This window comes from Kribbella sp. NPDC051620, from assembly GCF_044453825.1.
Classification (GTDB): Bacteria; Actinomycetota; Actinomycetes; order Propionibacteriales; family Kribbellaceae; genus Kribbella.
Window position 1 is genome coordinate 1360981 of record NZ_JBITDB010000001.1, and the last position, 21379, is coordinate 1382359.

18 protein-coding genes are annotated in these 21379 nt (G+C 65.1%); 10 read left to right on the forward strand and 8 right to left on the reverse strand.

The window, feature by feature from the left end:
• The first annotated feature begins 9 nt into the window (after nucleotides 1–9).
• The gene (locus tag ACIA12_RS05990; RefSeq protein WP_396365672.1) at nucleotides 10–924 is read left to right on the forward strand and encodes a proteasome assembly chaperone family protein; all 915 of its coding nucleotides are present in this window, start codon (nucleotides 10–12) and stop codon (nucleotides 922–924) included.
• 41 nt (nucleotides 925–965) lie between these two features.
• Here ACIA12_RS05990 and ACIA12_RS05995 read toward each other — a convergent pair whose 3' ends face one another.
• Nucleotides 966–1415, reverse strand: coding sequence for a DoxX family protein (locus ACIA12_RS05995; protein WP_396365673.1), 450 nt, complete (start codon nucleotides 1413–1415; stop codon nucleotides 966–968).
• A gap of 155 nt (nucleotides 1416–1570) precedes the next feature.
• Between ACIA12_RS05995 and ACIA12_RS06000 the strand changes: the two genes are divergently transcribed.
• Both ACIA12_RS06000 and thrS read left to right on the forward strand, forming a co-directional pair.
• Nucleotides 1571–2419 (forward strand): acyl-CoA thioesterase, encoded by an 849-nt coding sequence (locus ACIA12_RS06000; RefSeq protein WP_396365674.1) that lies wholly within the window; start codon nucleotides 1571–1573, stop codon nucleotides 2417–2419.
• 166 nt (nucleotides 2420–2585) lie between these two features.
• The gene (gene thrS / locus ACIA12_RS06005; protein ID WP_396365675.1) at nucleotides 2586–3857 is read left to right on the forward strand and encodes a threonine--tRNA ligase; all 1272 of its coding nucleotides are present in this window, start codon (nucleotides 2586–2588) and stop codon (nucleotides 3855–3857) included.
• On the opposite strand, the gene ACIA12_RS06010 is transcribed toward thrS, so the two are convergent.
• Genes ACIA12_RS06010 through ACIA12_RS06025 form a run of 4 tightly spaced genes read right to left on the reverse strand, consistent with a single transcriptional unit; the run spans nucleotide 3823 to nucleotide 8182 of the window.
• On the reverse strand, nucleotides 3823–4680 hold the full coding sequence (locus tag ACIA12_RS06010; protein ID WP_396365676.1) for a MaoC family dehydratase: 858 nt from the start codon (nucleotides 4678–4680) through the stop codon (nucleotides 3823–3825). The two genes, thrS and ACIA12_RS06010, sit on opposite strands and share 35 nt — an antisense overlap.
• A 1-nt stretch (nucleotide 4681) precedes the next feature.
• A complete protein-coding gene (locus tag ACIA12_RS06015; RefSeq protein ID WP_396365677.1) occupies nucleotides 4682–6025 on the reverse strand; it encodes a 3-oxoacyl-ACP reductase in 1344 nt (447 codons plus the stop codon).
• A gap of 13 nt (nucleotides 6026–6038) precedes the next feature.
• A complete protein-coding gene (locus ACIA12_RS06020; RefSeq protein ID WP_396365678.1) occupies nucleotides 6039–7316 on the reverse strand; it encodes an acetyl-CoA C-acetyltransferase in 1278 nt (425 codons plus the stop codon).
• Nucleotides 7313–8182 carry a TetR/AcrR family transcriptional regulator gene (locus ACIA12_RS06025; RefSeq protein ID WP_396365679.1) on the reverse strand — a complete coding sequence of 290 codons (870 nt, stop codon included), beginning with the start codon at nucleotides 8180–8182 and terminating at the stop codon, nucleotides 7313–7315. The genes ACIA12_RS06020 and ACIA12_RS06025 overlap by 4 nt, the downstream gene beginning before the upstream one ends.
• 111 nt (nucleotides 8183–8293) lie before the next feature.
• Here ACIA12_RS06025 and ACIA12_RS06030 point away from each other — a divergent pair, with 111 nt between their 5' ends.
• Entirely contained in the window at nucleotides 8294–9616 is a 1323-nt protein-coding gene (locus tag ACIA12_RS06030) for an acyl-CoA dehydrogenase family protein (protein ID WP_396365680.1), read from the forward strand.
• Between the two features lie 1186 nt (nucleotides 9617–10802).
• Complete coding sequence (locus tag ACIA12_RS06035) at nucleotides 10803–13139, forward strand: hypothetical protein (protein ID WP_396365681.1); 2337 nt, start codon at nucleotides 10803–10805, stop codon at nucleotides 13137–13139.
• A 321-nt stretch (nucleotides 13140–13460) separates the two neighbouring features.
• Here the strand turns inward: ACIA12_RS06035 and ACIA12_RS06040 are convergent, their stop codons facing one another.
• Nucleotides 13461–14453, reverse strand: coding sequence for a calcium-binding protein (locus ACIA12_RS06040; protein WP_396365682.1), 993 nt, complete (start codon nucleotides 14451–14453; stop codon nucleotides 13461–13463).
• Nucleotides 14454–14724: 271 nt separating this feature from the next.
• On the opposite strand from ACIA12_RS06040, the gene ACIA12_RS06045 reads away from it, so the two are divergent.
• Complete coding sequence (locus ACIA12_RS06045) at nucleotides 14725–15552, forward strand: serine/threonine-protein kinase (protein WP_396365683.1); 828 nt, start codon at nucleotides 14725–14727, stop codon at nucleotides 15550–15552.
• Between the two features lie 47 nt (nucleotides 15553–15599).
• Here ACIA12_RS06045 and ACIA12_RS06050 read toward each other — a convergent pair whose 3' ends face one another.
• Nucleotides 15600–16196, reverse strand: a complete 597-nt coding sequence (locus ACIA12_RS06050) for a hypothetical protein (protein WP_396365684.1) — start codon at nucleotides 16194–16196, stop codon at nucleotides 15600–15602.
• Nucleotides 16197–16209: 13 nt separating this feature from the next.
• Nucleotides 16210–17970, reverse strand: coding sequence for a cytochrome c oxidase subunit I (gene ctaD, locus ACIA12_RS06055; protein WP_396365685.1), 1761 nt, complete (start codon nucleotides 17968–17970; stop codon nucleotides 16210–16212).
• Nucleotides 17971–18091: 121 nt separating this feature from the next.
• Between ctaD and ACIA12_RS06060 the strand changes: the two genes are divergently transcribed.
• From ACIA12_RS06060 to dhaK, 4 genes are read left to right on the forward strand one after another with little or no spacing between them, the layout of a single operon-like run.
• On the forward strand, nucleotides 18092–18949 hold the full coding sequence (locus tag ACIA12_RS06060) for a ketose-bisphosphate aldolase (RefSeq protein ID WP_396365686.1): 858 nt from the start codon (nucleotides 18092–18094) through the stop codon (nucleotides 18947–18949).
• Nucleotides 18946–19746 (forward strand): HAD-IA family hydrolase, encoded by an 801-nt coding sequence (locus ACIA12_RS06065; protein ID WP_396365687.1) that lies wholly within the window; start codon nucleotides 18946–18948, stop codon nucleotides 19744–19746. Before ACIA12_RS06060 ends, ACIA12_RS06065 begins: the two co-directional genes overlap by 4 nt.
• Nucleotides 19743–20387, forward strand: a complete 645-nt coding sequence (gene dhaL / locus ACIA12_RS06070; protein WP_396365688.1) for a dihydroxyacetone kinase subunit DhaL — start codon at nucleotides 19743–19745, stop codon at nucleotides 20385–20387. The genes ACIA12_RS06065 and dhaL overlap by 4 nt, the downstream gene beginning before the upstream one ends.
• Complete coding sequence (gene dhaK / locus ACIA12_RS06075; protein WP_396365689.1) at nucleotides 20384–21379, forward strand: dihydroxyacetone kinase subunit DhaK; 996 nt, start codon at nucleotides 20384–20386, stop codon at nucleotides 21377–21379. The genes dhaL and dhaK overlap by 4 nt, the downstream gene beginning before the upstream one ends.

Consider the following 21379-nt stretch of genomic DNA (forward strand, 5'->3'; position numbering starts at 1 on the left):
GAGACGACGATGCTGCGACCGGACGACCTCTACGAGATCGTCGACGAGTCGGTGGCGACCGGCCCGGCGGCGACGCCCAAGGTGCTGGTGCATTCGCTCGACGGATTCATGGACGCCGGCCAGGCCGGCCGGGTGACGGCCGACCACCTGCTCGAGGTGCTCGACAACCGGCTGCTCGCGCGGTTCGACGTCGACCTTCTGCACGACTACCGGGCCCGCCGTCCCGAGGTGACGTTCGCCGAGGACCGGTTCATCGACTACAGCCCGCCGCAGCTGTCGCTGCACCTGATGAAGGACGACGCGGGCGTCGAGTTCCTGCTGCTGGAGGGCGTCGAGCCCGACAACCACTGGAACCGCTTCGCCGGCGCGGTCCGCCAACTGATCGAGATGTACAACGTGACGCTGACCATCGGCGTCCACGGCATCCCGATGGGCGTGCCACACACCCGCCCGCTCGGCCTGACGTCCCACGCGACTCGGCCGGAACTGGTCACCCGCTCGAACATCTGGGACGGCGAGATGCGCCTCCCCGCCAGCGCGGCCACCATGCTGCAGGTCCGCCTCGGCGAGGCCGGCAAGGACGCCATGGGCTTCGCGGTCCACGTGCCGCACTACCTGGCCGAGAACCGCTTCCCGGGCGCGGCACTGGCCCTGGTCCACGCCATCTCAGCCGCCACCGGCCTGCTACTCCCTAGCAAGGCCCTCCTCGACGAGGCTGCCGTCACCGGCCGCCTGGTCGACGAGCAGGTGGAAGCCTCCGAAGACGCCGCCTCGGTAGTCAACGCCCTGGAAACCCAGTACGACGCAGCCGCCGGCTCGATAAGCCGCGGCAGCCTCCTGGCCGGCTCCACCCCCTCAGCCGACGAGCTGGGCGCCGAGGTCGAACAGTTCCTCGCCGAACTCAACCGCGAGGAAGACAACTAAGTAGAGAAGCGCCCACCAAAGCGGTGGGCGCTTCATTACGTTCAGGCGGAGACGGTCGCACGCCCGGGCGTGAGGGTGTTGTCGACGCTGAAGCGGCCGGCCCCGACGGCCGCCAGGGCGAGCGAGAAGAGGCCCAGTACTACGACCAGCTCCCAGCCACCGTCGGCCACGAAGACGCCGTTCGACATGTGCACGAACAGGAACGCGCCCGCCATGTCGAGCGCCAGCAGCACCCCGGCGACGGTGGTCAGCACGCCGAGCACCAGGGCCGCGCCCCCGACGAGCTCGACCGCCGCCGCGTAGTACGCGGAAAGCGTCGGGGCGGGCACACCCATCTGGTCGAAGCCGGCGGCAGTACCGTCGAGGCCGTTGGTGCGGAACTTCTGCCAGCCGTGGGCGATGAAGACGACGCCGAGGCCGACGCGGGTGATGAGCAGGACGAGGTCGCGGGATGCGTGGACGGGCCGGGTCAGCGTGCGGAGGGGGCTCACAGCTACTCCTGTCAGTCGTGCGTTTGATGGTTGAGTGCTCATCAACTTACAAGCAGCGACCGAAAGCTCACCGAAAACGTTCGAGTGAGGGGCGACACACGAGGCCGACCCCGGTCGGCGGCCGGTACCGTCGGCGGAAGCTGTCAGGATGAGGCATGCCCGAGTCCCTTCAGGATCTGGTCGAGCTGCTCGACCTGGAGAAGATCGACGCCGACCTGTTCCGGGGCCGGCAGCCGCAGACGACAGCCCAGCGGGTGTTCGGTGGGCAGGTGCTCGGCCAGGCGCTCGCCGCCGCCGGCCGGACCGTTGCCGAGGACCGCATCGTGCACTCCCTGCACGGGTACTTCCTGCGCCCGGGCGACACGTCGGTACCGATCGAGTACCACCCCGAGCTGATCCGTGACGGGCGCTCGTTCAGCAGCCGGCGCGTGGTCGCGACCCAGCGGGGCAAGACGATCTTCTACATGTCCGCGTCGTTCCAGGTGCCCGAGCCAGGGTTGGATCACGCCGACCGGATGCCCGACGACCTGGTAGCACCGGAGGAGGCGCCGACGCTGGCCTCGGTCTTCGAGGCGGCGAGCGGACGCAAGGCCGAGGACTGGAACAAGGAGTGGGCCGCGCTCGACGTCCGGCTGGCCGGCCTGACCGGGCGGCAGTTCTGGATCAGGGCTGCAGGCAAGCTTGCCGACGATCAGGCCTTGCATGCTTGCGTTCTGGCCTATGCGAGTGACCTGACGTTGCTCGGGGCAAGCTTGCTGCCGCACGGCATCATCATCGGCGACCGGCGGATCCAGCCGGCCTCGATCGACCATGCGTTGTGGTTCCATCGGCCGTTCCGCGCGGACGAGTGGCTGCTCTACGACCAGGCGTCGCCGTCGGCGTCGGGGGCTCGTGGATTCGCCACCGGGCGGCTGTTCAGCCAGGACGGGCGGCTGGTCGCATCGGTCGCGCAGGAGGGGCTGATCCGGCCGATCGGTCTCGAATTGGACGATGAAGAAGCTTGAGCGATCTGCTAGCGTTGCCGGTATGAACCAGCGCGCAGTGGTGACGACGACGCCGAGGTATGTCCCGGCGCGCTGACAGCTGACTGTCGAAATCGAAGCCCCGGGGCGAGTGCCCCGGGGCTTCGCCATGTGGACACTCGCCTCACACCTGTTGAGGAGACCCACCATGAACAACCAAGCGAAGTATGACCACCGCAAGCTCGGCCGTGAGCTCGGCCTGTTCGACTCGGACCCGCTGATCGGCGCCGGCCTGCCGTACTGGCTGCCCGCCGGCGCCGCGATCCGCCAGGCCCTGGAGCGCTACATCGCCGACGTCGAGCGAAGAGCCGGCTACCAGCAGGTCTACTCGCCTGTCCTGGGCAAGCGCGAGCTCTACGAGATCAGCGGCCACTGGTCGAAGTACAGCGAGGACATGTACCCACCGATGTCCATCGGCGACGAGGAGTTCGTACTCCGGCCGAGCCTCTGCCCGCATCACGCGCTGATGTTCAGATCCCGCTCGCACAGCTATCGCGAGCTGCCCCTGCGGATGTCGGAACTCGGTGGCCAGTACCGGTCGGAGATGTCCGGCGCACTCGGCGGTCTGACCAGAGTCCGCGCGATGCAACTCAACGACGGCCACATCTTCTGCATGCTGGAGCAGGTCGCCGACGAGGCCCTGGCAGCACTCGAGCTCATCAAGCAGGCGCACCACGATCTCGGCATCAGCGCATCGGGCTATGTCCTCTCGCTACCCGCCGAGGACGCGAACTTCGGCGACCCGTCGAGCAAGTACGTCGGTGACGCCGAGAGCTGGGCGATGGCGGCCGACTTGCTGCGGGACGTGTTGGAGAAGTCGGGTGTGGAGTACTCCGAGGAGCCGGGCGAGGCTGCTTTCTACGGGCCGAAGATCGACATCCAGATCCTCGACTCGGCCGGCCGTGAGTCGAGCCTGTCCACCATCCAGGTCGATTTCCACCAGCCGGCGGCGTTCGGGCTGGAGTACATCGGTGCTGACGGCAACAAGCATCGGCCGGTGATGGTGCATCGGGCGATCGTGGGCAGCATCGAGCGGGCAGTCGCGCAGCTGATCGAGGTGCACGGCGGCGCGTTCCCCGGGTGGCTCGCGCCGGTGCAACTCGTAGTACTGCCGATCTCGGATGACGAGGAGCAGGCGGCCGAGCAGGTCGCGCGCCGGGCGCGGGATCGTGGGCTCCGGGTGGAGATCGCGCATGCCGACGAGGGGTCGCTGGGTGCGCGGATCCGGGAGAACCGGCTGGCGCCGTACCAGGCGGTGATCGGCGCGCGCGAGGCGGCGGCGGGTGCGATCGCCGTCCGCCTGCGCGACGGCGAGAAGTTGCCTGCGGCCCCGATCGGGCAGTCGCTGGATGAACTCGCACTCGCCTGCGACCCGCTTCGACGGATCAGCGAGGTTGAAGCTGACCGATCAGGTGAGTGACTGACTGGTCCTGGTTGTAGATGGCGAAGTCGACCGCGCCGCCTTGGCGCTGCTGGGCGAAGGTGACGCGGGAGGGGAGCAGGAGCGGTTTGCGAAAGTCGACGCGGACCATATAGGCGTCGGGGAGCCCGCCGGATCGTTGGATGGAGGCCAGGGAAGCAGCCTTGGCCCACATCCCGTGCGCGATCTGGCGGGGGAACCCGAAGGCCTGTGCAGTCAGCTTGAACAGGTGGATCGGGTTGCGGTCGCCGGATGCGGCGGCGTACCGGCGACCGAGATTGGCCTTCAGATCCCAGACGGCGGTCGGCTCCAGTCCCGGCTCAGGAAGCAGATCGGCGTGGGCCGACGCGGTGCCGGAGGATCGGCTGAGCAGTGTGGTGGTGTCGGTCCAGACGACCTCGTCGTCCACGCTGACCGAGCTCAGCACGTCGAACACCGTGCCCTTCGGATGCGGACGCTCAGGCCCGCTGTGCACGGTGATCGCGAACTCGGCATGCATCGGCAGCGGCTTGAGCTGGGTGATCGTGTTGCCGAGGTGCACGATGCCCATCGGCTTGTACGGGAACGACGGATCCGACATCAGATCCAGATGCAGCGGAAACGCCAGGATGTGCGGGTACGTCACCGGCAGCGCCGGCCCGGCTGCGAATCCGGTGACCTCCCGGTACGCCGTCAGGTGGTCCTGGTCGACTGTTGCCCGCGGCAACTCCAGCGTCAGCCCGTCGAGATCCGGCTCGTACTCCGCTTTGCGCAGCGTCGCCTTGACCGTGCGGGCGTAGAGCGAGCCGAAGCCCGGCGAATCGTCGTACCGGCGGGTGGGCATCTCAGGCGCCGAGCATGCTCTGGCCGCAGACGCGGACCACGTTGCCGGTGACTCCCGCGGAGGCCGGATCGGCGAACCAGGCGATCGTCTCGGCGACGTCGATCGGCTGCCCACCCTGCTGCAGCGAGTTGATCCGGCGACCGACCTCGCGGATCGCGAACGGCACCTTCGCGGTCATCTCGGTCTCGATGAAGCCGGGCGCGACCGCGTTGATCCGGAGGTTGCGCTCGGCCAGCCGGGGCGCGAGCGCCTGGACGAGGCCGATCACACCGGCCTTGGAGGTGGCGTAGTTGGTCTGGCCGTTGTTGCCCGCGATACCGGCGATGGACGCGACGCCGATCACCGAGGCGCCGTCGTTGAGGCCGTTGGCTTCCAGCAGGTGGGCGGTGATCCGCTCGGGTGCGCGCAGGTTGACGTCGAGGACGGCGTCCCACGCGTCGGTACGCATGTTCGCCAGCCGTTTGTCGCGGGTGATGCCGGCGTTGTGGACCACGATGTCGAGGCCGCCGAGCTCCGCGCCGGCCGCCGCGATCCGTTGCGGCGCGTCGATGGCGGTGACGTCGAGCAGCAGTTCGTGGCCGCCGATCTTGGTGATCACCTTGCGCAGGTCGTTGGCGTTCTGCGGTACGTCGACGCCGAGGACCGTCGCGCCGTCCCTGGCCAGCGTCTGCGCGATGGCGGCGCCGATGCCGCGGGCCGCTCCGGTGACGAGGGCGACCTTGCCGGCCAGGGGCGCGGTCGGGTCGTTGCCGACGACGGGGCCGGTGCCGATCCGGGCGACCTGGCCGTCGACGTACGCCGACTTGGGGGAGAGGAAGAAGCGCAGGGTCGAGTCGAGCTGGTCGTGCGCGTCGGGTGCGACGTACACGAGGTTGACCGTGGCGCCGCGCTTGACCTCCTTGCCGAGCGACCTGGTGAAGCCTTCGAGGGCGCGTTGCGCGATCTGCTGTTCGGGGGTCGCGGACAGCTCCGGGGTGCGGCCGACGACGATCACGCGGCCAGCCGGGGCGAGCTGGCGGATGACGGGGGAGAAGAAGCGCTGGAGCGAGGTGAGGTCCGCGGTGGACGTCGCCCCCGTCGCGTCGAAGACGAGTGCCTTGGGGCGGAGGGTGCTCGAGGCGACGCCTTCGGCCGCAGTACTGAAGGAGGCGCCGATGTCGCGCAACAGGGCCTGGATCGCCTTGCCTGTATCGGTCTCGGTGATCGCGCCGAAGACGACCTGGCCGTCGATCACGGGGGATCCATCGGTCCAGCGCGGCAGCGGAGTCGGGTCTGGGAGTCCCAGGTTTTTGACCAGCGTGCGGCCCAGCGGCGTACGGGTGAAGGTTTGGTAGCGATCCGTCATCTTCGGTCTGCTCCTACTTCTCGAGGATGGCGACGACGCCCTGGCCACCGGCGGCGCAGATCGAGATCAGGCCGCGGCCGCCGCCGTTCTCGTCGACCTGCTTGGCCAGTGCGGCGACGATCCGGCCGCCGGTCGCGGCGAACGGGTGACCGGCCGCCAGCGAACTGCCGTTGACGTTGAGTTTGGCCCGGTCGATCTCGCCCAGCGGGGCGTCGAGGCCGAGGCGTTCCTTGCAGAAGATCGGGTCCTCCCAGGCCTTGAGGGTGGACAGCACCTGCGATGCGAAGGCCTCGTGGATCTCGTAGTAGTCGAAGTCCTGGAGGGTGAGGCCGGCCCGTTGCAGCATGCGCGGTACGGCGTACGCGGGCGCCATCAGCAGCCCTTCGGCGCCCTTCACGTAGTCGACCGCGGCTGTCTGCGAATGGGTGAGGTAGGCGAGGGGCCTGAGGCCGTGGTCAGCCGCCCACTCGTCGGTCGAGAGCAAGACCGTGGAGGCGCCGTCGGTGAGGGGAGTGGAGTTGCCGGCGGTCATCGTCGCCGTCTCGCCCTTGCCGTAGACGGTCTTCAGCGTGGCCAGCTTCTCCAGCGTCGTGTCGGCGCGGAGGTTCTGGTCCTTCTCGAGGCCGAGGTACGGCGTGATCAGGCTGTCCTGGAAGCCGCGGTCGTACGACTTGGCGAGGTTGATGTGCGAGTTGTACGCGAGCTCGTCCTGCGCCTCGCGGGTGATACCCCACTCGAGCGCTGTCAGGGCGGCGTGATCACCCATCGACTTGCCCGTCCTTGGCTCCGCATTGCGCGGAATCTCCGGAACGATGTCCTTCGGCCTTAGTTTTGTCAGGACCTTGAGGCGTTCTTGGATCGACCTGGCTCGGTTGAGATCGAGGAGCACGTTGCGCAGCTCGTTGCTGACGGCGATCGGGGCATCGGATGCGGTGTCGACGCCGCCCGCGATGCCGGCGTCGATCTGGCCGAGGGCGATCTTGTTGCCGACCAGGATCGCGGCCTCGAGTCCGGTGCCGCAGGCCTGCTGGATGTCGTACGCCGGCGTCGTGGCCGCGAGCTTCGAGCCGAGGACGACCTCACGGACCATGTTCCAGTCGCGGGCGTGCTTGAGGACCGCGCCGGCGACGACCTCGCCGACCTCCTGGCCGCCCAGTCCGGTGCGGTCGACGAGACCGTTGAGGGCGGCGGTGAGCATGTCGGAGTTCGACGCGTGCCGGTAGGTCTTGTCCTGCCGGGCGAACGGGATGCGGTTGCCGGCGACGACGGCCACCTTGCGGGTCTCGGTCACTGGTTCTCTCCTGCGGTACTTGAGGGTGAGCGCCGGGCGGTGGCCTTCTTGGTACTACGGGTCGCAGCGCGGGTCGTATCCGTGGTGCTGCCGTTCGGGCTGCCGCCGGCCCTCTTCGCCTCGGCACCGGCTTTGGCGCCCGCCTTGGCGGGCGTAGTACCGGCTAGTGCTTTGCGGCCTACTGCGGTGGCGAGGGTTGCGGTGATGGCGGTCGCTCGTACTGTGCTGATGTCGGCGTGGTGGACCACTGGGTGGCCGGGTGCTTTGTCACCTGTTTGGCGCGAGACGATCAGGCCCATCCGGGCCATGTGCATCGCGCCGAGGGTCTGCGTGTAGAGGTGGTTGGCCAGGTAGTCGGTGTCGACCTCGTCGAAAACGCCGGTCTTCTGCCCGGCCTTGAGGATGGTCGAGATCCGGTCGAGCGCGGTGGCCATCGCGTTGCCGAGCTTGATCATCACCGGCTCGGTGATCTCGCCGAACAACTCCTCGCCGGTCCGCCTCAGCAGGCTCATCGCGCAGTCGGCGAAGGCCGGATACTCCAGGCAGAAGTCGACGAAGACCTCGCTGAGGCTCCGCAGCCTGTTCATCGGCGCCTTGCGCGGTCCGTCCACAGCTTCGAGGCGCTCGTCGAGCTCGCCGAGGTAGTCGACCAGGGTGAGCGCGAACAGCTCTTCCTTGCCCGCGAAGTGCCGGTAGATGAGCGCCTTGTTGATGCCGACCCGCTTGGCGATGTCGTCGATCTGGGCGTCGATCGTGCCGCGCTCGTCGAACAGCTCGCGAGTGGCCCGGATGATGTCCCGCTCGCGGTCGCGACGACGCTCCGCCGTGGTCCGGCGGCGTCCGATCGCGAGCAGCGCGGAGCTCATGCACCGATCTTAGTCATACTGGTACCCCTGGGTGCAAACGATAGTTACACTCGTGGGTAACATCACTCCCGTACGATCACCCTGCAGCTCGCTCCGGAGGAATCGATGACCATGACCGAGTCCACCCCGCCGCCCTTGTCGGCCGATGTGATGACGCTGGCCGGCGAGCTCGCGGCCGAGCGGTCGAAGCCGGAGTGGCAGACGTTCAACCTGAACCTGAACGACGAGCAGGTCGAGATCCGCGACTGGGCGCACACCTTCGCCGCCGACGTGATCCGCCCGGCCGCCTCCGAGTGGGACGAGCGCGAAGAGACCCCGTGGCCGGTGATCCAGGAGGCCGCCAAGATCGGGCTGTACTCGATGGACGGCAGCATCAACCTGTTCATCGACCCGTCCGGTCTGCTGATGCCGCTCGTCCAGGAGGAACTCTTCTGGGGCGACGCCGGCATCGGGATGTCGCTGGTCGGTACTGGCCTGGCCAGCTCCGCCGTCTTCTCCAACGGCACTCCCGAGCAGTGGAGCCAATGGCTCCCGCGCTGCTACGGCACGCCTGACGACGTACAGGTGGCTGCCTTCTGCTCGTCTGAGCCGGGTGCTGGGTCTGACGTGTCGGCGATCCGTACCAAGGCGACGTACGACGAGAAGACCGACGAGTGGGTCATCAACGGCCAGAAGGCCTGGGCGACCAACGGTGGCATCGCCGACATCCACGTCGTCGTGGCAACGGTGGACCCGTCGCTCGGCAGCCGCGGCCAGGCAGCCTTTGTCGTGCCGAAGTCCGAGGTCAAAGGCCTGGAGCAAGGCACCAAGCTCAAGAAGCACGGCCTCCGCGCCTCCCACACGGCGGATGTCTTCTTCGACAACGTACGAATCCCCGCCGCCAACGTCCTAGGCGGCAAGGAAAAGCTGGACGCCCGCCTAGCCAAGGCCCGCGAAAACAACGGCTCGGCCAACCGCGCCAACGCCTCGATGGCCACCTTCGAAATGACCCGCCACATCGTCGGCTCGCAAGCCATCGGCATCGCCCGAGCCGCCTACGAGTTCGCCCTCGACTATGCCAAGGGCCGCGAACAATTCGGCCGCCCCATCATCGACAACCAGGGCATCGCCTTCAAACTCGCCGACATGGCCATGGAAATCGACGCCGCCCGCCTCCTGGTCTGGCGCGCCGCCTTCATGTCAGCCGCGTTGATGCGAGGCCAAACCCCCGACTACCGCCACGGCGAAGGCTCCATGGCCAAACTCAAGGCCAGCGAAGTAGCCGTCAAGGCCACCGAGGAAGCCATCCAAATCCTCGGCGGCAACGGCTACACCCGCGAATACCCCGTAGAACGCATGCACCGAGACTCAAAGATCTACACCATCTTCGAAGGCACCTCCGAAATCCAGCGCCTCGTAATCTCCCGAGCAATCTCAGGCATGCGAATCAGGTAAGAATAGGAAATACCTGGCGGCCCAGCGCAACAAGAACAAGAACAAGAACAAGAACGAGAATACGAATAAGAACAAAGATTTTTATATAGTAGGCTGCCCGGCGAAGTGCCGGGAGCAGCTCGCGCTGGCTGCTGAAATAATAGAAACATAAAATACATATTTGATATTTGTGGTTGAGATTGCTGATTTACCTCGCCGGAGGCCTGGTCAATCCACCCTGGTGCTGTCGCGACCGTACGAGAAGGGCCAGACCAGGAGGTGGTGTCGGCGAGGCTGACCGGAACTCGAGGGCTGACCCTAGTCAGGCTCGGAACGAACTAGCCTGCTCCTGCCGGCCACGTCGTGGTAGCTCGTTGAGTGAGGAGACCTGGTCGCCGGGTCCGGTACGACTTTCCGCCTAGTCGGAGGTCATGATTGAGGGAGTTTGTCGCCGGGCTTGGTGGCGTCGGCGGACGCCAACAAAGACATGGCTGTCCCGGCTGGGATAGTCCTGGTCACAACGTGGTTGCCATTGTCGAGGCCTGACTGGCTGGCCAGGTGATGACGACCTCGAAGACAGGGCGCATGAACGAGTACCAGGTCGGCAAGAGCGAGCATCACGCCTTGGTGCCAGATCCGGCGGGGGCGCGAATGCATGATGTGCCGTTGCCGAGTACGGAGCCTCGACTGCGGGCAATGTTCGACCAGCTCGCCATGCGTGGGCGGATGCTTGGTCTTGGTCGATCAGTGCGTCTGGTTCGGTGCGCCACCGGTTCTGCCGGGCTGGCGCTGCGCTGATCTGTACCCCGGTACAGCTAAGAACCGAAGCCCGAGATGCGCCATCAGCGCCGATGCAGCCCGAACTATGCCCCATGCTTGCGCCGTCTCGGCGCCCGCGACGAGGCCCTGGCCGAGCTCGCAATACTGGCCGGTTCGTCGACGACCCTGGCTGCCGAACCGACCCGGTTCGGCAACCGCATCCGTGGTCTGGCCAGTGGCTATCCAGCTTTTGACGCCGAGCTACTGCGCGTGATGGCAACGATGCCGCGCGGCCCTGTATCTCCCGCCAATCGGCTGTTACTGTCGCTTCCAAGCAGAACTGAGGGGGTCTTTGGTGGCCAATAACGGACCACTTCCGAAAGAGAGACTCGCGGCGCTCTATCCAGACGTCCAATGGCGGAGGCGCTTGCTAGAGCTGAGCAACTATGTGGACATGCTTCGCAGCTGCATCCTGCGGAGAGACTACAAGGTTCCGGACGATTTGAATGATTCAGTCGTCCTCAGCGATACAGGCAAGGAAGTGCAGCTAGCTCTAGCTAAAGCGCATAAGGTGAATCCGAAAGATGCGCGAATATTATGTCTGCTCGAGTATGATCATGTAGATCTCCTTGTCGATGTAGAGAACATCAATCTTGAGGCTCTTCGAGAGTCGATCAGCCGTCAGATTCTTGATCGGGACATAATATTCCCTTTCACCTTCGGCAGGGAGCTGTATGACAAAGCAGCAACCCTGTTCGCGCATGAAACACAGAGCCTAGCCTATGAAGATACCATGCGCCTTTTGGAGGGGACTTCGAGAGGGGTATTCCAGATTCAGACGTTAGCGGCAGGCCCGTATGGGATTCTTGAGTCAGCCGAAACGCGCTGGCTAATGCCCACCAAGAACATCCCCCTCTTTCATTGCGCGGATATAACATGTGATGACGTGCACCATTGCCACTTGTCGAGCGACAGTAATGCGCCGATCAATGTGGCGGGCCCAAGGATCGTGCAGGTCTTGAACAAGATCTCCGAAGAAACGTCTTCTTGGCAGGCCTTCATTGCAGACGTGGCGAATATTGACCGTGTTCGATACGATGATCGAACGCATGAACCACTGCCATTCATTCTCGGCGACGGTCTGTCTGATCGCGAATTGCGCCTTCTCGTTTCAGTCTTGATGGATACTACTAAAGGTGAGCTGCGTCAGCGCATTGCGCCGTTGAATATCGTTGGTAATGCAGCCCGCGCTGTCGAGAGTCTCAGTCGTGCCGAGTTGATGCAGATCGCATTGCTTTGCGGGAATGACGAGATAATTGATCAAATTGATCGACTGGTCGCATCCGATGAGATTCACGTTCCCGCTGCTGAGGTACGTCGTCCAGTCGTGAATGTAGGATATGCCGCTGGGGCTTATGGCGTGCGCGCCGAGTTGGGCGCGAATGGTGTTCGTTTTGTGCCGGCAACTCGGCATGTAAGTCAGTTGAGGCTGCGTCGCTTGATAGATAAGGCTTATAGGCTCGATGTACCCAGTGATCGCGCCGAGCTTGAATTTCAGCTTCGGGATATCGACAGCGTAAGTGTCGAGTCACAGTTAGAAGAATTCATTAGATCGGCGACTCCAGAGCAGGTTCTGACGCGCCTTGTCCTTGCTCGACATGCGAACGTAATTGCCGCATCTGAGGATCTCGCGGTGGATACTGCCCTGCATGCCGAGGATTCTGATCTCATTGATTCTATACTCTGGAAGTTGGGGTTTGGGATCAATCGTGGAACGGATGCCAATCGCCAGTTTTGGCGTCATCACCGCGAGATGAAGACTCTAACCCAGACTGCGGACGTCTCGGCGGTTGTCGATCAGACGGTTGTTCGCAGCCTTGCGTCGAACTACTTTGTCGCACTGGAAGGTATCTTAAATGATAGCCTTTCATATAGCACCTGGGCTTTGACGGAGAATCACCTTGCGGCCCAGAGACCATTTATATATCGCCCAGATGATGACGGCCCGACTGCCCTGATGGCATTGAATGAGGCCGAGAAAGCACGCGCTTCACGGGAAGAACACATCACCTTCGGTGGGGAAAATGAGCTGTATGCGCTGTGTCGCGGATTTGGCATACTCTCGCATTGGTTAGGCACCTTGCTTGCGGATCAAGGGCAATACCTCCGGCCTGAGGCAGAATACCCGCCAGCGATCCGGAACTCAGACCTTCGGAGATTTCCGTTTAAGCACACCGTTGCCTTTCTGGATCTGACAATTGCTGCGCAGGAACATGTTCCAAGAATCTTGACTGAGATCTCTCGTGTATTAGTGGCGGCGAAGGTCAGCGAGGTTCGAAATGAATGGTTTCACTACAGGAAATCTACTGCTGATGTCTTGCGCCTAGCGGATTGCTTATCTGCCATCGAACGAGCTGTTAATATGCTCGAGCGTGAAGGGTTCTGCCGGGTGCAATTCGTTCCCGTGCGTGACTCGGGTGATACTTGGGGCCGCCGTATTTATTTCCTCGCTGATTCTCGCGGACGAGAGATCGGTATAGCTAGACCTGTCCGGTACGACACTTCCCAGATGCCGGGCCTACGGTCGATGCAATATTTGATGCCTGCCGCAGTATTTGCCGAGCCGGGCGAAATGTTGAGATTTAGTCTAAGTGTCAGTAGTGAATATTCCGCGCTGTGGGATGGATATCCCACGCGACGCCAGGAAGGAAAAGTGCCAGCGGAAGCTGGAATCCCGAGTGATCCATTTCGTGTCGGAGGATCATCGACGGCCTCAACTGGTTAGCAAAGGCGAGGCCGAAATGGTCTGGCCCAGTTTGTGGTAGACGGTTGAATCTCTAGTTGGTCCAAATCGGGAGCCCGAGAATAGAGAGTGTCAGAATCGGGTGGCGCGGCGATTTATGGACCCGTTTCCTACTCCGGCTGCAACGGCTACCTGATCGAGATCGGACAGACTACCGGAGTAATTCACGGTATCTCTGCCGACGAACCCGCCTGGCCGAACGGGATCGCCTGGAGCGCTCGACTTCGTCAAGCCGTTCGTGCCGGCCAAGCCGACCTGTCTGCGGTCCGGCGTCCGCCGTTGGGCGGACGCCGGGGTGTGTGGTCAGAGGATGTTGAGGGTGATGGTGGCTGGGGCGAGTTTGCCGGTGGTGACTTTGTCTTTGCCGGGCTGTGTGTCGAGGGCCAGGTGGTCCGTTGGTTCTGCGTCGGACAGTGTGACGTCGGTCCTCAGGCCGGAGATCCGCACGTTACCGCCGGAACCGGAGACCCGGATGTTGTCCTTGCCGGGGGTGCCTGTGACGGTCACCGCGTCGACTGCGGAGTCGCCGCCATTCGCGTTGAGCTGTGCGCCGAGGTCGATGCCGACCTTTCGGACATCGGTCCTACGCAGGTCGCCGACGGTGACTGTGTCGGCGCCACCGAGTGCGTTGAGCGTGACTTGCTCGACGTCGTCGGTGTCCATCACGATGTTGCCGAGGTCGCGGGTGAACCGCAACCGCGGACCGTTGGCGGCGGCAACGAATTTCTCCGCGGCGGCCGCGCCGTTGAACACCATCGTGTCCTGGCCGCGGCTGCCCTCGATGACGTCACTGCCGTCACCCGGATCCCAGGTGAACGCATCGCTGCCGTCGCCGAGCAGCGCGGTGTCGGTGCCACGGTTGCCGTCGACTGCATCGTTGCCGGCGCCGGTGCGGAACAGTTCGTTGCCGCTACCACCGAACGCGGTGTCGTTGCCGTCGCCGGTGTCGATGATCGTGAACGGCTGCACCTCGGCGCCGTAGTCGATCCGTACGACGTCGTTGCCGCCTCGGCTGCTGACCTGGATCTGGCCGAAGTCGCTCCGCTTCACCGTGCGCTTCGCCGTACCGTCAGCGAAGTCGACCTCGAGTACGGTCGTGTCGGCAGCCGGCACGCTCAAGGTGATGTTGTCGGCGTGGTTCGTGCCGATCACGATCAGTTGGCCGGTGTCGATCACGACCCTGCTCGCAGGCGCTGCTGCTGCCGGGCCGGCCAGACTCACGGCGATGCCGGTGGCGACAGCCGCGACAGCCGCCGTGCTGAGACCCCGGCGGAGACTTCTGGTGACGTGACTCATGATGCGATCCCTCCCAGTTGGTGTTGATCTATGAGGCCTACACGGCCGCTGTCGCCGACCGGTTCAGATCAATTGAAGTTGCCGGGAGCAACTAAGACTGAAGTCGTGCCCTAGGGGTGCGTTGGGTGCGGACCAGGGGTTGTCCCGGGGTCATCCACAATGTGCCGGGGGCCTGCGACGAGGACGATCGGAACTGTCATCGAACCGGATGGGGCCGGGATCCGTGTAGAGAGCACGGAAGACAGATCCGAACCCGCAGAGGCAGGCGATCATGAACACAGTCGCGGTGGGGCTGGCGCCGACGATCGTCGGCGCAGGGTGGCTGGTGGCCGGACGGTACCGCTTGGTCGCGTTGCTTGGCCGCGGCGGGATGGGCCGCGTCTGGCTCGCCGAGGATGAACTGATGCAGCGGCGAGTCGCCCTCAAGCAGGTGATGCTCAGCGGCCAAGCGGCCGAGTACGTCCGCGCCAGTGCGTTGGCCGAGGCGCGTGCGGCGGCGCGACTCGATCACGACAGCACGGTCAAGGTGCATGACATCCTCGAGGACTCCGGCGACCAGTGGATCATCATGGAGCTGCTGTCAGGGCGGACACTGGCTGAGGCGGTCGCGACGGGCGGTCCGCTGCCGATTGCGGAGGTACGGCGGATCGCGCGGCATCTGGTCGACGCGCTGCGGGCCATCCACCGCGCGGGCCTGGTGCACTCCGACGTCAAGCCTGCGAACGTACAACTCTGCGATGACGGGCGGGTGGTGCTGATGGACTTCGGCATCGCCACCGAAATCGATCACGAGCAGACGCTGTCGGGCGCGGCCATGGCCGGCAGCCCGGCGTACATGTCGCCGGAGCGAGCCCGTGGTGACGCGGTCGGCCCGGCCTCTGACCTGTTCTCGCTCGGAGCGACCTTGTTCGCAGCCGTCGAGGGAAAGTCGCCATTCGGCGCCGGCGACCCGTTCAGCACACTGGTCGCGGTCGTCGAGGCCCGGCCGGCCCCGTTCGTGCACGCGGGCCCTCTGCGCCCGATCATCGAAGCCCTGCTCAGCAAGGCCCCGGCCGACCGACTGACCCCCGACCAAACCACCGCCGCCCTCCACACCTGATTCCCACGCCGCGCGCCACCGCCGCTATGTCAGAGCCGTGTCCAGCGTTACGCCGTGTCGGTGGGTGGGGCGTTTGATCGGTCCATTCTCAGGTAGCGGGTGGGGTCGCCGGCGGGGCTGGCTGTGGAGGCTAGCCAGGCGTTGAGGCCGTTGGGGTCGCGGCGTTCTAGTTCGTCTAGGCAGCGTTGGCGGGCTTTTACGACGCGGAGGCGGGCTGCTGGTGTGGGTGCGTGGTGGAGGTCCTCGAAGGTGTCGTGCCATTGTTGGCAGAGTTGGGCTGTGGTGGTGGCCGACTCGTCGAGGGCTTCTGGCCGGCTGGGGGAGTCGCGGTACCAGCGGACTGCGGGTGGTGAGGTGGCGAGGAGGGTCAGGAGTAGCAGTAGGACGGCGGGGCCTAGGGCGAAAGTCAGGCCTGCCAAGGCCAGGAGAGCTAAGAGGGGCAGTGCGGCGAGGCGGCCTGCTTGGCTGCTGGTTCGTTGTTCGGTGGGGGTCGACGTGTGGCCGACGGCGGCTGTCAGGCTGACGACGATGGTCAGTAGGACGAATGGGATGAGCAGGTCGGGTGGTAGGACGATCAGTCCCAGGGCGATCCCCAGGCCGCCGATCGCGCCGCAGGTTGTGCGCCAGATGAAGCTGTAGGCCATGGTGTTGCCACCCTCAGGTGGTCTTGTCGGTGCCTGCGTTGCGGTTGAGGTTTTCGACTCGGCCTTCGTCTTCGCCGGCGTCGAGCAGGTTGTCGCGGGGAGCGCCGGTGTCTGGGTATTCCATCAGGGCGACCTTGGGGTGGTGGAGGTCGAAGGCCGGGCTTTCTGATCTGATCCGCGGCAGGGTGACGAAGTTGTGTCGTGGGGGTGGGGAGCTGGTGGCCCACTCCAGGGAGCGGCCCCAGCCCCAGGGGTCGTCGACGTCGACTCGTGGGGTCTTGCGGGACTTGTAGAGGTTGTAGAAGAACGGCAGCATCGAGACGCCCAGCAGCATCGCGCCGACTGTCGATACCTGGTTCAGGGTGGTGAAACCGTCGTTCGGCCCGTACGTCGCGTAGCGGCGCGGCATGCCTTCGACGCCCAGCCAGTGCTGGACCAGGAAGGTGGTGTGGAAGCCGATGAAGAGCAGCCAGAAGTGCAGCTTGCCGAGCGTTTCGTCGAGCATCCGGCCGGTGAACTTGGGCCACCAGAAGTAGAAGCCGGCGAACATGGCGAACACGACGGTGCCGAAGACGACGTAGTGGAAGTGCGCGACGACGAAGTACGAGTCGGACAACTGGTAGTCCACGCCGGGCGACGCCAGGAGCACGCCGGTCAGGCCGCCGAACAGGAAGGTCACCAGGAAGCCGACCGACCACAGCATCGGGGTGTCGAACGAGATCGAGCCGCCCCACATGGTGCCGATCCAGTTGAAGAACTTCACGCCCGTCGGTACGGCGATCAGGAACGTCATGAAGGAGAAGAACGGCAGGTTCACGCCACCGGTGACGAACATGTGGTGCGCCCAGACGGCGATCGACAGGGCGCCGATGGAGAGGGTGGCCGCCACCAGGCCGACGTACCCGAAGATGGGTTTGCGGCTGAAGACCGGGAGGATCTCGGTGATGATGCCGAAGAACGGCAGCGCGATGATGTAGACCTCGGGATGCCCGAAGAACCAGAACAGGTGTTGCCACAGCAGTGGCCCGCCGTTCGCGGCGTCGAAGACGTGAGCCCCCAAGGCCCGATCCGCCTCCAGCATCAGCAGCGTGGCGGCGAGGATCGGGAAGGCGATCAGGACCAGGATCGACGTCACCAGGATGTTCCAGGTGAAGATCGGCAGCCGGAACATCGTCATACCGGGAGCGCGCATCGTGATGATCGTGGTGACGAAGTTGACCGCGCCCAGGATGGTGCCGAGACCGGCCATCCACAGGCCCATGATCCAGAGATCGCCGCCGATGCCGGGTGAGCGCTCCGGGCCGGACAGCGGTGCATAACCGGTCCAGCCGAAGTCCGCGGCCCCGCCAGGCGTCAGGAACCCCGACAGGGTGATCAGGCCGCCGAACAGGAACAGCCAGTAGCTGAACATGTTGAGCCGCGGGAAGGCGACGTCGGGCGCGCCGATCTGGACCGGCATGATCTCGTTCGCGAACCCGACGAACAGCGGCGTCGCGAACAGCAGCAGCATGATCGTGCCGTGCATGGTGAAGAGCTGGTTGTAAGTCTCTTCGTTGACGATCTGCAGACCCGGCTTGGCCAGCTCGGCCCGGATCAGCAGCGCCATCACGCCGGCGATCAGGAAGAAGGCGAACGAGGTCATCAGGTAGAGGTGCCCGATCAGCTTGTGATCGGTCGTGGATACCCACTTTCCGACCACACTGCCCAGGCTTCTCCTGCGTGGGAGCGTGGTGGTACCCGCCCCAGCACTGATTCGCTCTGCTACGTCAGCCATCTGCGTCTCCCCTTGCACGATCCCTCTCCGGACGCTCAGTGTCCAGTCGTAGGCGGCAAGCAAACGGAGCTGAGGCCAGGGGTGCAGCACTTTTGCAGCGTTGGGGGAGGGACTGTGGGGTATGCCTGTCGCGCAGTTGAGGGAAGTTCTGGGTGATGCGTTCGCCGAGCGGTACGGGGTGCCTGCGATCAATGTGGTGGATGAGCTGAGTCTGCGGGCGGTGGTGGATGCGGCGGTGGAGTCGAGGTCGCCGTTGATCGTGCAGACGTCGGTTAAGACGGTGAAGGCGATCGGGCGCGATGTGGTGAAGGCGATGTTCGATGCGACGGTCGCTGCGGTGGACGTGCCGGTGGTGCTTCATCTGGATCACTGCCCGGACAGGGACGTGATCAGCCAGTGTCTGGCGGCTGGGTGGAATTCGGTGCTGTTCGATGCGTCGGCGTTGCCGGTTGAGGAGAACCAGCGGCAGACGGTGGAGGTGGTGGCGGAGGCCAAGCGGTACGGCGCCCAGGTCGAAGGGGAGATCGAGGGGATCACCGGGGTCGAGGACGGCGTGGGGTCGGATACCGAGGCCCAGCGGCAGTCGTTGGAGGTTGCCGTGCGGTTCGTCCGGACGACGGGGGTCGACGTGTTCGCGCCGGCGATCGGGAACGCGCATGGGATCTACCACTCGGCGCCTGAGCTCGACGGGCAGCGGATCAGCGAGCTGGTCGCGGCTACTGCGGTGCCGATGGCGTTGCATGGGGGATCGGGGCTGACAAAAGAGCAGTTCCAGGATCTGATCGCGCGGGGGTGCGCGAAGGTCAACATCTCCACCGCGCTCAAAGTCGCCTACATGAAGGCGTCGCTGGAGCATCTCGAACAGGCGAAGGCGAAGGACAAGTGGGATCCGCCGTCGTTGTTCACGCACATCCACGCGGCGGTGAAGGCGATGGCGGTCGAGCACATCGAGATGTTCGGGAGTGGCGGTCGGGTATGACGGCGCTGATCTTCGACTGCGACGGGGTGCTGGGCGATACCGAGCGCGACGGGCATCTCCCCGCCTTCAACGCGACGTTCGAGCAGTTCGGTTTGCCGGTGCGATGGTCGGTGGCGGACTACGGTCGGCTGCTGCGCATCGGCGGGGGCAAGGAGCGACTGGCCACCCTTCTGGAGGATCCGGCGGTACTACGAGCAGCCGGCTCACCCACAACGCCCGAGGCCCGCGCCGAGGTGGTGGCGACCTGGCACCGGGCCAAGACGAAGACATTCACCGAGTTGGTCGCGGCCGGGGTGATTCCTCCCCGCCCTGGCGTCAGGCGCGTGATCACTGCCGCCAACGCCGAAGGCTGGACAGTCGCGGTCGCCTCGACGTCGGCCGAGCCGTCAGTGAGAGCCGTTCTGGCCGGCGCGGTCGGTCACGAACTGGCTGCCACGATCCCGGTCTTCGCAGGCGACGTGGTACCGCGGAAGAAGCCCGACCCGGCTGTCTACCTGCTCACCGTCGAGCAACTCGGGTTGGACCCCGCTGAGACCGTCGTGGTCGAAGACTCACGCAACGGGTTGCTGGCCGCGACAGATGCCGGCCTGGCGACGGTGGTGACCGTCAGCGGCTACACCCGTGACGAGGACTTCACCGAAGCGGCGCTGGTCCTGACGAGTCTGGGCGATCCCGAAGGTGAGCGGCTCGAAGTACTGGCTGATCCGTGGGGGATAGGTCCGGTCGACGCGCTCAGCCTCGCCGACCTGGCTCGCCTGGCCGGCAGACCGCATGACGTGCAAGGAGGTCAGAGATGACGGACAACTGGAGCGAGGTCGATCTCGTCCTGAAGACGATGGTCAGTACCTGCCTCGCCAACGAGAAGTACTTCGGCGACCTCGACTCGGTGGTCGGCGACGGCGACTTCGGCTACTCGCTCGCCCGCGGATTCGAGAAGCTGCAGGCGCAGTACGACGAACTCGACCGGACCGACATCGGTACCTTCCTCAAGAAGGTCGGAATGCTGGTGACGTCGCGGATCGGCGGGACGTCAGGGCCCATCTGGGGGACAGGGTTCCTGCGGGCGGGAATGACCGCCGGCGCGACAACAGAGCTGGACGGCGCGACCGTCGTGAAGATGCTGCGCTCAGCAGTGGAAGGCATCCAGGCGCGGGGCCAAGCCGAGTTGGGAGACAAGACGCTGCTCGACGCGCTGGTGCCGATGACGGACGCGATCGAGGAGGCACTCGCCGCCGGTGCGACCAGTACCGAGGTCGTCGGCCGCGCGGCGGTCGCCGCCAGGTCAGCCGCGGACGCGACCGCGCAACTCGTCGCGAAACGCGGCCGAGCCGCCTACACCGGTGAGCGGAGCCGCGGATCGGTCGACGCCGGGGCCACCGCCGTCGCCGTCATCATCGAGCAGATCGCAGAGGTCTGGAAGACAAGGGAGTCCCGATGAAGAAGTTCGTCAACAACCCACAGGACTACGTGCCGGAGATGCTGAAGGGCATCGCGCTGGCCAACCCGGACACGCTCCGGTACGTCCCGGAGTACAACCTGATCATGCGTACCGACGCACCGCGCGACGACAAGGTCTCCATCGTCCAGGGGTCGGGCTCCGGGCACGAACCCGCGCACGTGATGACGGTGGGCAAAGGAATGCTCGACGCCGCCTGTCCCGGCGACGTGTTCGCGGCGCCGCCGATGGACTACGTGTACGAGACGACGAAGCTGCTCGCCTCGCCCAAAGGCGTGCTGCTGCTGGTCAACAACTACACCGGCGACCGGATGGCGTTCGAGATGGCGCAGGAGATGAGCCAGGCCGACGGGCTCGACGTGCGCACGTTGATCATCGACGACGACGTGTCGGTCAAGGACTCGACGTACACGGTCGGCCGCCGTGGGGTGGCCGGCAACTTCTTCGTGATGAAGGCGGTCGGCGCGGCCTCCGAGCAGGGCGCGGACCTGGACGAGCTGGTTCGGATCGGCGAGAAGGTCAACTCGGTCACCCGGACGATGGGGATGGCGCTGACCGCCTGCACGCCGCCGGCCAAGGGCTCGCCGCTGTTCGAGCTCGGCGACGACGAGATGGAGATGGGGGTCGGGATCCACGGCGAGCCGGGGCGCAGTCGCGAGAAGCTTGCCTCGGCCAACGACATCATCGACCAGATGCTGGAGGCGGTGCGATCCGACCTCCCGTACGAGAACGGTGACGAGGTCGCGCTGATGATCAACGGCCTGGGCGGTACGCCGATCAGCGAGCTGTACCTGCTCTACGGCCGCGCGCACCAGGCGCTGACCGACCAAGGCATCACCGTACGGCGCAACTACGTCGGCGAGTACTGCACCTCGCTCGACATGGCCGGCGCCTCGGTCACCCTGGTCAAGCTCGACGACGAGATCGACCGGCTGCTGGCGGCACCGGCGGAGATCGCGATCCGGGTGTTCTGA

Bases quoted from the DNA above. Each gene is read 5' to 3' on its own strand.
- ACIA12_RS05990 (WP_396365672.1), top strand. From the start codon at position 10: ATGCTGCGACCGGACGACCTCTACGAGATCGTCGACGAGTCGGTGGCG.
- ACIA12_RS06000 (WP_396365674.1), top strand. From the start codon at position 1,571: ATGCCCGAGTCCCTTCAGGATCTGGTCGAGCTGCTCGACCTGGAGAAG.
- thrS (WP_396365675.1), top strand. From the start codon at position 2,586: ATGAACAACCAAGCGAAGTATGACCACCGCAAGCTCGGCCGTGAGCTC.
- ACIA12_RS06010 (WP_396365676.1), bottom strand. From the start codon at position 4,680: ATGCCCACCCGCCGGTACGACGATTCGCCGGGCTTCGGCTCGCTCTAC.
- ACIA12_RS06015 (WP_396365677.1), bottom strand. From the start codon at position 6,025: ATGACGGATCGCTACCAAACCTTCACCCGTACGCCGCTGGGCCGCACG.
- ACIA12_RS06025 (WP_396365679.1), bottom strand. From the start codon at position 8,182: ATGAGCTCCGCGCTGCTCGCGATCGGACGCCGCCGGACCACGGCGGAG.
- ACIA12_RS06030 (WP_396365680.1), top strand. From the start codon at position 8,294: ATGACCGAGTCCACCCCGCCGCCCTTGTCGGCCGATGTGATGACGCTG.
- ACIA12_RS06040 (WP_396365682.1), bottom strand. From the start codon at position 14,453: ATGAGTCACGTCACCAGAAGTCTCCGCCGGGGTCTCAGCACGGCGGCT.
- ACIA12_RS06045 (WP_396365683.1), top strand. From the start codon at position 14,725: ATGAACACAGTCGCGGTGGGGCTGGCGCCGACGATCGTCGGCGCAGGG.
- ACIA12_RS06050 (WP_396365684.1), bottom strand. From the start codon at position 16,196: ATGGCCTACAGCTTCATCTGGCGCACAACCTGCGGCGCGATCGGCGGC.
- ctaD (WP_396365685.1), bottom strand. From the start codon at position 17,970: ATGGCTGACGTAGCAGAGCGAATCAGTGCTGGGGCGGGTACCACCACG.
- ACIA12_RS06060 (WP_396365686.1), top strand. From the start codon at position 18,092: ATGCCTGTCGCGCAGTTGAGGGAAGTTCTGGGTGATGCGTTCGCCGAG.
- ACIA12_RS06065 (WP_396365687.1), top strand. From the start codon at position 18,946: ATGACGGCGCTGATCTTCGACTGCGACGGGGTGCTGGGCGATACCGAG.
- dhaL (WP_396365688.1), top strand. From the start codon at position 19,743: ATGACGGACAACTGGAGCGAGGTCGATCTCGTCCTGAAGACGATGGTC.
- dhaK (WP_396365689.1), top strand. From the start codon at position 20,384: ATGAAGAAGTTCGTCAACAACCCACAGGACTACGTGCCGGAGATGCTG.